Consider the following 13,014-nt stretch of genomic DNA (forward strand, 5'->3'; position numbering starts at 1 on the left):
GATGCAGCTAGTTTGACAGGTCGTTATACTTACAAGTATCTTTAGAAAGACATCAGGCGCGATAGGAAGACAAGTTTGAAAAAACACTCCAGAAACCTTCACCCATCCTTATCAATTGACAAGGCACCATCCAACGTATTTATGAATTTTGAAGCGTTTCTGTCGAACACTGAGACCCGAGTTCATAGCCACTCATGGGGACAGGTTCAATTGATCAGTGGTGGTATATTAGAGATGGAAGCGGAAAGCACCCGATTTCTAGCACCACCGCATTTGGCGATTTGGGTACCAGCCGGGGTGATGCATTGCAGTTATAACCGTAAGCCTCTGGACTACTGCTCGCTAAATATCGCGCCAGAACTCACGCAACACCTGCCAGAAAAAACCAGTCTTATAAAGATCACGCCCATTGTGTCTTCGATCATCGATGACTTTCGCGAGCGTGGAATAAATGTTGCGGAAACAGAGCAAGATCAAAGGCTCGTTCAGGTACTGCTTGACCAACTTGCGCAGCGTGAGGTCGAACACCACTTCTTGCCTTCAACCGACAATAAGTACCTAGCACCAATATTGGCTTCTGTTGAAGAAAACCCAACCGATGAAGTGACACTGAAAGACTGGGCTGAACGTGTCCACACCACGGAAAGAACTCTTTCTCGCCACTGCCAGACGGAGCTTGGAATGAGCTTTACCGAGTGGCGACTGCGAGTGCGCTACCTATACTCAATGGACTTGTTAAGAAACGGCCAATCGGTCAAGGAAGTCGCTCTTACATTGGGTTACAACCAAGCAAGCCCTTTTATCACCATGTTCAAACGTTACGCGAACCAAACGCCAGAACAGTATAAGAACCGTTTGTTGTAACCCGTGCTGCTCTCGCATGGCTAACATGACAAGCCTCCCCCTTGACACAATTATAACGTAGTCAAAGCAACGCACCTGTTACCTAACAGGGTCGTCAACGTTGCGATAATTGGTTTGTTAATGTAATCGCTTTCTACTGCTACATCGTCAAGCCAGTAAATATCTGCAAGTAGGTGAAGATCTTCAATCAATGCTTGGCAATTTGCCTCAGTCACTTTTGAAATATCACTAGGGAAATCATCACTGAGATCGACAATGATCACTCGTTGATGCTTTTTTAGCTTCAATCTTACAATATCTTCTAAATCGGCCATGCTTTTCTCTCTGTGGAAAATAAACATCACACTTTGGCCCTCTCCGATATCGTAGATCTTATAGCGTCGATCATTGAGATAAATAATATTGAATTTCATGTTATCGATTCCTCGGGATTTAAATAATCAGCCAAAATGAAAATGAAAATGAAAATGAAAATGAAAATGTTGAGTTGGCATTAGACGTTAATTTTTAACTCAATGTCGTTTGAATTGAGTTTGCTTAACTTCACTTAAAGACTCAAAGAATTAGAGAAATTCAAATGTGAATCTCTCAAGTCATATTTGAATTTCTGTAAACCATATTCAGGACACTGTTGGTTATTTATGATCACTGCATTCATGGTTTTCTAGGAAAGGAAACCTAATGCAGCAAAGGAGATAGGTTCAAAAAAGAATCTAAGTAGCATCAATCAACAGTTGTCAACCCAATGAAAAATATCAATAAATATCTTTTGTTATTCTCTCTTCTTGTAAGCGGCTTTTTCTCAAGTTTTGCATGGTCTTCGAGCTCAATGTTGGAGGACGTGTCTGCAATCGCCAAGCTCATTTATGACAGTGAACCTCAAATTGAAGCGACGAGTGATGTCAAACAAATCAGTAATAACCAATCTCTGACGTATCGAATTACAAAGGAAGAAGCCGAAAGCGATTTGTGGTCGATTGTTATCATGGATGGGCAAAGTGACGAGGTAGCAGATAGTGGTCAGCAATTGATTACCAATATCGACAACATGAATTTTCATCGAGAACTCGATGGCAGCTTACTGATCAAAATATCGAAGTACCGACCTGGTGATGTGAACGCTACTAACTGGTTACAAGCCCCAGAAGGTAGCTTTTATCTCGTGAAGTATGTGTATTTATAGGGTAGATAACATGAAAAAAATATTTGCCTATTTCCTGCTAATTCTCTTATTGATTAGCGCCATACCGAGCTTTTTTGGCGAAAAGCCTGCATTGGTTCTTAATCACGCTGATAGCTCATTACCCATTGAGCCTTTGCTAAGCACATTAGTTAAAAGTCAGATAACTCCGTTAGGTGTTGAGAACCAGCAAGACGAAACTACATTAATCTTTGAAAGTAAAAAAGAACAGCGAGAAGCACAACAGGTATTGTCATTGGCGTTTCCGTTAGCTCATTCTCATTTTTCATTCGTCAGTGCAGCACCTCAGCTATTTAGCCAAGTAGGGCTAACACCCATTAACCTTGGATTAGATCTTCGTGGTGGCGTGCAGTTCATGCTGCAAGTTGAAATAGATGATAGCGTGAGAAGTTTGGTAGAAGCGACATCGACTAATGCTCGCCACGTGGCTCATGCAGAAGGGGTTCGCAGTCGAATTGCTGACATAGATAACAATGGATTCTCGATCATTATTACTAATTTAAGTAGTCGTGATTCAAACAGTATTCAAAGCGTAACCGACCACATGCGTTCACAGTTTTCTGAATGGAAAATCAGTGTAAACAGCAACGTATTACGTTTTACGCTTGATGAAAGCATTAAAGAAGAGCAGGCAAGCCTCGCTATGCAGCAAACCCTAAATATTATGCGCCAGCGTATTGAAAGTTTAGGTATCACTGAGGCCGTCACCCAGCGTCAGGGGGCTGACCGTATATTGATAGAGCTTCCGGGCGTTCAAGATCCTCAAGTTGCGAAGCGTGTTATTGGTGCGACGGCGACGATCTCTTTTCATACGGTTGTTGATTCAAGCCAAGCTGCACAGACTCATACTACGCGTGATGGGGAATCTGTACGCTTGTCTAGGCAACCGGTATTAACGGGAGAGTACATTATTGGTGCATCCGCATCGGTTGGTGAGTTTGGACAACCTGAAGTGAACCTAGTGTTGAGCAGTGCGGGAGGCAGCAAAATGTCTGACTTCTCACGTAGTAACATCGGTAAGCCTATGGCGACCTTATACAGCGAATATCATCAAGATCATAACAACCAACTTGTTCAACGCCATGAAGTGATCAACATTGCTACGATCCAAAGCCAATTAGGAAGTCGTTTTAGAATAACGGGTATCGGGCAAATTTCCGATGCACAAGACCTTGCGCTAATTCTACGCTCTGGGTCATTGACCGTACCTGTGACCATTATTGATGAGCAAGTGATTGGTCCAAGCCTAGGTGAAGAAAATATCCAAAAAGGTTTGCTCGCCGTATTGGTTGGTTTATCTCTGACATTTGTGTCGATGCTGGTTTTGTACCGAAAGTTCGGTGTTATCGCATGTGCCGCGCTTATCACCAACATTGTCATGATTGTGGGTTTCTTATCATTGATACCGGGAGCAACGCTTACTTTGCCGGGTATTGCGGGCCTTGTACTCACCATGGGCATGGCGGTTGATACTAACGTTCTAGTGTTTGAACGAATCAAAGAAGAAATGCGTTCAGGAAGATCGCTAGCGAGCGCGATACCGAGAGGTTATAAAGAGGCCAGAAGTACGATTATTGACGCAAACCTTACGTCGTTGATCACTGCGATTATTCTGTTTGCGATTGGTTATGGTGCCGTGAAGGGCTTTGCAATAACGCTCGGGATTGGACTTTTAACCAGTATGTTTACGGGATTACTCTATAGCCAAATGTGGATGACAAAACTTTGGGGGCATGACAATGACAAAGCTTAACCAACGAGTCGCTGATATTCAGTGGTCAAAAGTAAGGTGGAACGGTTTTTTGGTTTCACTTGGGTTGATGTTTATATCAATTGTCTTGATATCGACCAAAGGTTTCACGCTTGGGCTTGAGTTTACCGGTGGTATCTCTCATGTCGTCAATGCTGATGTCCCGGTGAGCTTGGAAGCGATGCAATCAGCTTTGAATACGGTATTTGATGAATTACCCAATCTAGTGCCCGATGTTACCTACCAAACTTGGCAGTTACAGTTTCCTATTGGCGGAACGGGTGAATTGGAGTTGTTGCAGTGGTTAAGACCTGTAGAATTGGAGCTAGGCCATCCCCTTAATCTAGTGTCGAGCTCAGTTGTTGGCGCGCAGGTGGGTGAGCAATTATTTGAGCAAGGTGGTTTAGCCCTGATTGTTGCGTCTATCGTCATTATGTTTTACTTAACTGTGCGTTTTGAATGGCGATTAGCTCTGGGCGCGATTGTTGCTATACTGCATGATGTGCTGGTGGTTTTAGCATTGTTTGTGGTGTTTTCGATTGAATTTAATCTCACCGCTCTTGCTGCATTGCTTGCTGTTGTGGGTTACTCGCTCAATGACTCTATTGTTATCGGAGACCGAATTCGTGAGTACCTGACCCGTAGACCGAATCAGAGTACCAGTGAATCTACGGATCAAGCGATACGATCGTCATTGTTTAGGACTCTAGTAACGTCTGGAACCACGTTATTGACGGTAAGCAGTATTGGCCTTATCGCAGGCGGTACATTAAGTGGGTTTGCGTTTGCATTGTTCGCTGGGATTATTGTGGGCACTTGGTCTTCATTAGTGATCGGTACAGCAATACCGGAAAGGATCGGTTTGTCTTCTGAGCATTATAAGCCCAAAGCTCCTTTGTTAGATGAAGGCGGTAATCCTATTCATAGTTAATATCTCATCGTTTATAGCTAATAGCTAATTGAAAACTTATGGCTCCTATATTGGAGCCTTTTTTGTGCCAAAGGAATTATTCATCATCGTTCGTCTAATGTACCAAATATGATCTTAGATTTTAGATTTTCTATTGGTGACCATTTGGGATGTTATTGAAAATTTAAAATAGTAGTGTGCTCATTTTATCGAATGTATGTTTATTAATAATTTACAGTGAGCTCTATTTTGAATTTCTGTAATTCGTCGTAAACAATAGCTGGTTAGGTACAATTTACTCGACATTAAATATTAAGGAACACATTATGAAAAAAATTGTATTAACTATCTCTGCTATTTTACCTTTAACTTTTTCAGCTGTTGCGAATGCAAACCAGAATATCGACTTTTCAAACCCAGTGTCGACTTACTCTTATGCGAACCTAGGTTATGATAGTGATGGTTTTACAGCTGGCATTGCTGCAAGCCAGGATCTAAACAATGGTTCAACCATGTTTGAATACATTGGTTCTAATGATTTCTACCAACATAATTTTATTGCGACATTAGCGAATAGTGATAGCGATGCCGCTCTTCAGTTGGATTACCTATGGGATACCGATTACAAGGATACAAGCAAAAACTCACATACGGTGTTTTTTAATGCCATAAAAACAACCTCTATTGACTCTAACTTCAGCCTTTATCCATCAATGGGGCTAGGCTTTAATACCAATGATTTATCGACAAACACAAGTTATTTAGCTAATGCAGCACTGACCATGACCTACGCATTCACTAGTGTCGTTTGGCTTGATGTCACACCAGAATACACTTATAGCTTTAATGATCAAAAACAGAAAGTCGGCGGTAAAGAGAGTTACCGTGATTTATCTATTGAAACCAATTTAGGTTTCAAATTAGCGCCAAATCAGTTTGTTGAAGCGACATATCGTTACGATGAAAACAATGATCACCATACTGGTATCAGTTACAACATGAGCTTTTAACCCACAATATTCCCCTTTGTTAAGTGACTGTATTTACCTTAAATTTGAAGTGTACAGTTACTTAATTAATAATATGTTTAGCTAATAACCAGTAACTAAAAAATGATAGTTCAATTGATTACTAGCTAAGCATAACGTTTAATGAAAATGTTAAATAATAGGTATAATTATATATGGTAAATATAACTGCTCAACCATTGGTTCTTTATGGAAAAGTTCCCTTCAAATACATCTATTTTGGTTTGTCTTCTTATGTGATTGTTATGTGTGGTTTTTTTTCTTTGATAGGAGGGATGGGTTAAAGGAAGTGATCTTTATAGAGAAATTTAATCGCAAAGGGAAATTTAATCGCAAAGGGAAATTTAATCGCATAGTGATGTGATGTGATGTGATGTGATGTGATGTGATGTGATGTGATGTGATTTGCTATGCGATAGTTAAAGATAAAATATATTTATGATGATATTCGTAACGTTAGAAATGACATGAAAATTAAGTAACCAAGAATAACGGTAATAAGTGGGAAGTATTTCATGGTTTATCTCCATCGATTATTGATGATTATTTATCGCATAACTACTTCACAAATCCTATGAATTAGAGAAATTCATTATTGTTCGAACTGATAGTGAACCATTCTTGAGTTATTCCACTTTTTATTCTTACTAATCATATTGATAGTAAGAATCGTATGCTCTCTGAGAGGGTATCTTTACTAAATCAAAGGTCAATTATGGTCGCTCGACTTTTAACACTTTTCTTTTCAATCCAAATTGTTTGGTTTAGTTCATTCGCTCACGGGCAAGACAAGCCCGGTTTTGTGGATACCTCAACGCCCAATAGCACTCTGTCTGGTTTTATTAAGTATTCTGAGCACGTGATCCATTATTGGCAACTTGAGCAGCTCGATTTACCTGAAGCCCAACATGCTTATGCCCAAGTAACGCGTACCATGGATCTGTCAAACCTTCCCAATCGCAGTCGAACCGTGGTTGTGATGGAAAGAATCATTTTGCTGCACGAAATTCTAAATAGGTTAGGCCAAGACGTTCAATTACACCCTTCAGAAATGGCATCACCAGCGGGTGACACTGGTTACCAATGGCGTCTCGCTAATACAGACATTTTGATTGCTAGGCAGACGAATGGTGAGAAGGTTGGCCAATATCTATTTACGACCACTTCCATTAATAGCTTATCGAAATGGTATCGCCTGATCTCAGCGTCTACTGAGAAAAGTGAACATGACGTTGATTTGTACCATGAGTTTTTAATTCTCCCAGGCCCGCTATTTTCAATATCATTGATTAAATCTTTACCAGAAAGCTTTAATACCTTATACGCATCGATTCCTCTTTGGCAGTGGTTCGCTTTAGTGGGCGTCTTTTTGTTATGTCGATTTATGATTAAGTTAAGCTTCTCGCTTGGCGAACGTTGGAACTTACATTGGTATCGAAATGGACTGAAATGGCAAGTTGGCCGCCAGTTATCTTTGGTTGGGGTCGTCTTTATCCTGTTTATTACCCGAAAAGTGATTGATGACGGAATATGGATCACTGGAGGTATCTACCAGTTTTTGTCTACCTCTTTTTTGATTGGCCAGTTTTTCTTCGTTGCGTGGTTGATCATGACCATCTTCAATTACTTTGCTGAGCTGTATGTATTTAATAAACACGAAGGTAAGTATGTTGACTCCTCTTTAATTACGGTACTCGCGCGTATTTTTGGTGGCCTCACGATTGCCATCTTGGGCATTTATGTGGTCGATTTTATGGGCTTCTCTATCTCCCCGATCGTGACGGGTTTAGGGGTTGGTGGTTTGGCGGTAGCACTCGCCATTCGTCCTGTACTGGAAAACGTGATTAATGGACTGACTTTGTATGCTGATGGTGGAATTAAAATTGGCGAGCTTTGTCGTTATGGCGACAATCTAGGGACGATTGAGAGCATAGGGTTACGGTCTACGAGAATTAGAACGCTAGAACGTTCATTAATTACTATTCCTAATTCCGAGTTTGCCAACATGGAAATTGATAATCTAGAGCGTCGTGATAAGCGTAGAATGAGCCACCGCTTGAGGTTGCGGTCAGAGCTAACTCAAGACCAACTCAAACTTCTGGTTGTTGGTATTAGGCGGCTGTTATTACAACATCCTAGACTCGATGAAGAGCCAGTTAGAGCAAGGTTTGTGGGTGTTGGTGAGTTTGCGATACACATCGATATACTCGCTTATATTATATGCAAAGATCATGAAGAGTTTCTTGCTGTGCAAGAAGATGTGATGTTTTCGGTGATGCAGCAAGTTGAAGCGGTAGGTGCCCAGTTGGCATTCTCTAATCAATACCAACTGACGCAGGCACTTAACCCTATTGATGATGAACTCAAAGAGAAAGCGACCGAAACGGTAAATCAGTGGCTAGATAATAATAACTACCCATTCCCAGACTTTAGCTATGAATTTAAAGATGGAATCAAAGACAGCATTATGTACCCAGCCAAAAGTTCAGCGGTTCGCGCAAATGGAAATGGCTAAAATTAAAAGCTTTACCTTAAGGTGATTACCGCTAATTTGAATTTCTCTAATTCATCGTGTTTGCCTTCAGTTTACTCCAAAGTAGCGTCAAATATTTAAGCTACTTTGGAGATATCCATGCCTCGTATTCGTTCTTCACGCATACTTCTTTCTTTTTCTGTTTTACTTATGTCGACGGGGTGTTCGACCGAAGACTCACCACTGATAGGAGACACTCCTCGCCCTGTTCGTTTGACTGAAGTTCAAACCGTGGGTCATCAAGATATACGCCGTTTCCCTGCTCAAGTTTCTGCGTCGAAGGAAGTCGAGCTCGCTTTTAGAGTGGGTGGTGAAGTGGTGGAATTTAACTTAAAGCCATCGCAAAAAGTGACAAAAGGCGAAGTCATTGCTCGGCTTGATCAGCGAGATTTTAAAACTGAAGTCACATTGAAAAAATCGGAGTTTGATTTAGTCAAAAGGGAATTAGATCGAGCGACCCAAATGATGAAAAAGAATCTATTGGCTCAAGCGGAGTTTGATGGCATTCAAGCTCGTCTTCAAGTTGCACAGGGGGCTTTACAGCTTGCACAAGACAGGTTGAAAGATACCGTCATTACTGCGCCTTACAGTGGTCGAATTGCAACAACTCACATTGAAAACCATCAACAAGTGCAAGCTCACCAAGGTATCGTCCTTTTACAAGATCATGAAATGATTGATGTCACGATCCAGTTACCTGAGAACGTACTTAGCCAGATGGATGCTAAGAGAATTGACCCATCTTATCAGCCCTTAGCGACCTTTAATGGCTCGTCAGTTTCCTACCCTGTGACTTATAAGCAGCATAAAACGCAAGCAACAGCAGGTACACAAAGCTATGAAGTGACCTTTACTCTAGCTGCGCCAAAAGATAACCATACTGTGTATCCCGGTATGGGAGCAACGCTGCACCTTGATATCGATAAAATCATTGCCGATAAGCAAGGTGCTCAGCGTTTTGTCGTTCCTGCTAGCGCCATTTTAGACAATGACGTGATTGGTCAACCTCAAGTCTGGGTATTTCAGAACGGGCTAGTCTCTCCGTTAGATATCACCATTCAAGGAGTGTCGGCACGTGGTGCGATTGTTTCTGGAGATCTTTCTCAGAATAGCTATGTGGTGAGTGCTGGTGTCAGTCAATTGTCAGAGGGCATGAGAGTTACGCCCATCGTTCGTGAGCGAGGTTTATAATGAACCTAACTAATTACGCAATCAAAAACAAAGTCATAAGCTGGCTCGTCGTTGCCATTTTATTGGTGGGCGGTGTGCTTTCTTTTCGTGGTTTAGGGCAATTGGAATTTCCAGCATTCCCTATTCCACAAGCCATGGTTAACACCACGTATCCTGGTGCTTCTGCAATGCAAGTTGAGGAGGAGGTCACCTTACCGCTTGAGCGTGCGATTTCTCAGCTCGAATATGTCAAAGAGGTCGAATCTTTTACCAGTGCTGGGCTGTCTCAGATTGCGGTGATATTAAAAGAGACCATACAAGCAGAACAACAGCCTCAGGTATGGGATGAATTGCGACGCAAGGTGAATGATATTCAGCCTAAAATGCCACCGGGAGTGAATCCATCGCAAGTCATTGATGATTTTAGCGATGTGTATGGCATTCTCTACAACATTACGAGTAATGAATACACTTATCGCGAACTGCAAAATTACGGTGAATTCCTTCAGCGTGAGCTTCTTGCCATTAAAGGTGTAAAGAAAGTTAACTTGGCCGGGCTAGTCTCTGAACATATTGTGATTGAGATTGCTCAGCAAGATCTTAATACGTTGAATCTTGATCCTGCTTGGCTTTCTCGTTTGATTCAAAATCAGAATATGGTGTCTAACGGTGGTGATTTGCTACTTGATGGACAATCGATCCGAATCCATTCTTCTGGTGAGTTTAATGAAATTGAAGCGTTAAGGTCATTTAAATTTAGCCCGCCGGGAAGCAATGACCTGATCCAATTAGGTGATATCGCAGAGGTAAGCCGCCAGTTTCAGGATAAAGCTTATACCTTGTATCGTAGCAATGGTGAACAAGCCATTTCTCTTGGGATCTCGTTTGCGAACAGCGTCAATGTGGTTGATGTGAGTGAACGTGTCAGTAATAAATTGTCTGAACTCGATTTTGCTCGCCCAATCGGGATTGAATTAAACAAGGTGTACGACCAAGGCGATGCGGTTGATAAATCGGTATCTGACTTTGTGATGAGCCTAGTCGAAGCGGTATTGATTGTTATTGTCGTGCTGTTATTTACGATGGGCTTGCGTTCTGGCATTTTAATGGGGGCTATTTTATTACTGACTATCCTCGGTACCTTCATTGGAATGAGTCTTCTAGGCGTTGAGATTCAAATTATTTCACTTGGTGCGTTGATCATTGCACTCGGGATGCTGGTTGATAATGCGATAGTGATAACTGAAGGTGTCTTAATCGGCCTGAAACGTGGATTGACCAAACGTAAAGCCATTGAATCCGTTGTTAAACAGACCCAGTGGCCGCTGCTTGGTGCAACACTGATTGGTATCATTGCATTTGCCCCGATTGGCTTGTCTGCCGATGCAACGGGGGATTTCTTAGGGTCTTTATTCCAAGTATTAGCGATTTCTTTATTACTAAGTTGGGTGCTTGCTATCACGTTAACGCCGTTCTTCTGCGAACTGATGTTTAGAGAAGAAATAGCTAAAGGTGAGTCAGAGCATATCGATCCTTATCGAGGGTTGATATTTACTCTGTATCGCACGGTTCTTAATACCGCACTAAAAAACCGTGTCGCGACTATGGTCATCACTCTGGTCTTACTTATTTCTGCTGTGATCGGGTTTGGCTCTGTAAAACAAGCTTTTTTCCCGCCATCGAATACGCCAATTTTCTATGTGGATGTATGGCTGCAACAAGGCACAGACGTTCGTGAAACAGAACGACGCTTAAAGCAAATTGAACGTACAGTGAGCGGCTTTAATGATGTTCATAATGTTACAACCGTCGTAGGTGCGGGTGCTCAGCGATTTATTCTGACTTATGCACCTGAAAAATCATATAGCAGTTACGGGCAATTGATTGTTGAAGTGAAAGACTTAGCCGCGATCGAAACGATGTTACCCCAGATGAAAGCAAGGCTTGAAAGTTTACATCCAGATATTGATTTCAAGTTTAAGTTAATGGACTTAGGTCCAGCCCCCGCCGCTAAAGTCGAAGCGCGCTTTTATGGTGCGGACCCACAGGTGTTGAGACAACTTGCTGCTCAAGCGAATGAGATCATGCGTAATGAGCCAAAAGCAACTGCAGTTCGTCACTCATGGCGAGAGAAAACTCAAGTGCTTGAACCGCAACTCGATGGTGCAGCAGCAAGGCGAGTTGGGATAACCAAAAGTGATCTTGATAGAACCTTGTTACGCAATTTAAATGGTGAGCAGATTGGCTTGTTCAGAGATGGTAGTCATATCATGCCGATTGTGATGCGCGCGCCAGATGAAGAACGTTTTGATATCGATAGATTACCTGAGTTACAAGTGTGGAGCCAAGACCAAAGCCGTTATATCCCAATAACACAGGTTGTTTCCGACTTTAATTTGACGACGGAAGACTCTCTAATTGTTCGTCGTAACTTTAAACGCGTGATTTCCGTTATGGCCGATGTGACGCCATTTGGTGATGATACGGCTGAATCTTTGCGCCGTTTGGTTGCTCCTAAAATCGAAGCGATTGAACTCCCTCAGGGCTATCATTTTGAGTGGGGCGGTGAATATGAAAGTCAGCAAAAGGCGACCAACAACCTAATGGGTTCATTGCCAATGGGCTATCTGATCATGTTCTTGATTACGGTCTTGTTGTTTAACACCATTCGTCAGCCTTTGGCGATTTGGTTAACCGTACCATTAGCATTAATTGGTGTGACTGCGGGCTTACTATTAATGAATATTCCGTTCTCGTTCACGGCATTGCTAGGACTATTGAGCTTATCAGGCATGATTGTGAAGAATGGTATTGTGTTGGTGGAGCAAATCAATATCGAAACCGACCAAGGTTCAAACCTTAACCGTGCGATTGTGGATGCGAGTGTGAGTCGTGTACGACCTGTGTGCATGGCGGCAATTACTACCATGCTAGGTATGATCCCGCTGGTGTTTGATGCCTTCTTCCAGTCGATGGCGGTGACCATCATATTCGGACTTGGGTTTGCTACACTACTAACATTAGTGGTATTGCCTGTGATTTATGCCTTGCTGTATCGAGTAAGCTATCGTTAACATCTACATGTTCAATACCTTTCATTAGGATAAGAAAGAACGTCCAGAAGTACGTAGGATTAAGCTGATACCAATAATGTTGGTATCAGCTTTTTTATTCGTATTAGCCTGGAGGAAGTGAACGATTTAGTACTCAAGTCTGATGAAAGATACGTGCTGTTATCAATGTATAAACAGTACTATTTAGCTAGAAAACCACCAGTGTGACCACTTTAAAACGTTCATACATTGCTATCGAATTTCTGTGATGAAAACTCGGGAGGATGTTCGTTAGGGGGGGGGCAATGTTTACTGGTCCGTCAATATATACTGGTTCAATGTTTACTGGATCAGTGGAGCACTTACATAGAAGAACGAAGAACAAGTCGAGCGATTAGAAGTAGAATGGGAATTCTGAGGGGGATAGTATTGTGAGCTGTTGGAGTGGAAACTGGGTGCCTATATTTAAACAGAAAAACCCACACAATAAGCAATCTACAGTGCG

9 protein-coding genes are annotated in these 13,014 nt (G+C 41.9%); 8 read left to right on the forward strand and 1 reads right to left on the reverse strand.

All coding sequences use genetic code 11. The features are described 5' to 3' along the window. Positions 1-75: 75 nt before the first annotated feature. Positions 76-864 (forward strand): AraC family transcriptional regulator, encoded by a 789-nt coding sequence (locus tag L4C44_RS12050; RefSeq protein ID WP_123283566.1) that lies wholly within the window; start codon positions 76-78, stop codon positions 862-864. 50 nt (positions 865-914) lie between these two features. Here L4C44_RS12050 and L4C44_RS12055 read toward each other — a convergent pair whose 3' ends face one another. Beyond that, positions 915-1,277 (reverse strand): hypothetical protein, encoded by a 363-nt coding sequence (locus L4C44_RS12055; RefSeq protein WP_285953814.1) that lies wholly within the window; start codon positions 1,275-1,277, stop codon positions 915-917. Between the two features lie 428 nt (positions 1,278-1,705). Here L4C44_RS12055 and L4C44_RS12060 point away from each other — a divergent pair, with 428 nt between their 5' ends. From L4C44_RS12060 to L4C44_RS12090, 7 genes are all read left to right on the forward strand, one after another. Then, positions 1,706-2,047 (forward strand): DUF1214 domain-containing protein, encoded by a 342-nt coding sequence (locus tag L4C44_RS12060; protein WP_428805110.1) that lies wholly within the window; start codon positions 1,706-1,708, stop codon positions 2,045-2,047. Positions 2,048-2,057: 10 nt separating this feature from the next. Further along, positions 2,058-3,818 carry a protein translocase subunit SecD gene (gene secD / locus L4C44_RS12065; RefSeq protein ID WP_428805111.1) on the forward strand — a complete coding sequence of 587 codons (1,761 nt, stop codon included), beginning with the start codon at positions 2,058-2,060 and terminating at the stop codon, positions 3,816-3,818. Further along, positions 3,805-4,746, forward strand: coding sequence for a protein translocase subunit SecF (gene secF / locus L4C44_RS12070; RefSeq protein ID WP_428805112.1), 942 nt, complete (start codon positions 3,805-3,807; stop codon positions 4,744-4,746). The genes secD and secF overlap by 14 nt, the downstream gene beginning before the upstream one ends. Before the next feature lie 305 nt (positions 4,747-5,051). Next, positions 5,052-5,735, forward strand: coding sequence for a hypothetical protein (locus L4C44_RS12075; protein ID WP_285953811.1), 684 nt, complete (start codon positions 5,052-5,054; stop codon positions 5,733-5,735). A gap of 733 nt (positions 5,736-6,468) precedes the next feature. Then, a complete protein-coding gene (locus L4C44_RS12080; RefSeq protein WP_428805113.1) occupies positions 6,469-8,268 on the forward strand; it encodes a mechanosensitive ion channel family protein in 1,800 nt (599 codons plus the stop codon). Between the two features lie 117 nt (positions 8,269-8,385). Then, positions 8,386-9,477, forward strand: a complete 1,092-nt coding sequence (locus L4C44_RS12085; RefSeq protein WP_428805114.1) for an efflux RND transporter periplasmic adaptor subunit — start codon at positions 8,386-8,388, stop codon at positions 9,475-9,477. Beyond that, complete coding sequence (locus L4C44_RS12090) at positions 9,477-12,530, forward strand: efflux RND transporter permease subunit (RefSeq protein ID WP_428805115.1); 3,054 nt, start codon at positions 9,477-9,479, stop codon at positions 12,528-12,530. Before L4C44_RS12085 ends, L4C44_RS12090 begins: the two co-directional genes overlap by 1 nt. Positions 12,531-13,014: the final 484 nt, after the last annotated feature.

The sequence above is a fragment of the Vibrio satsumensis genome, from assembly GCF_050337435.1.
Lineage (GTDB): Bacteria > Pseudomonadota > Gammaproteobacteria > Enterobacterales > Vibrionaceae > Vibrio > Vibrio satsumensis.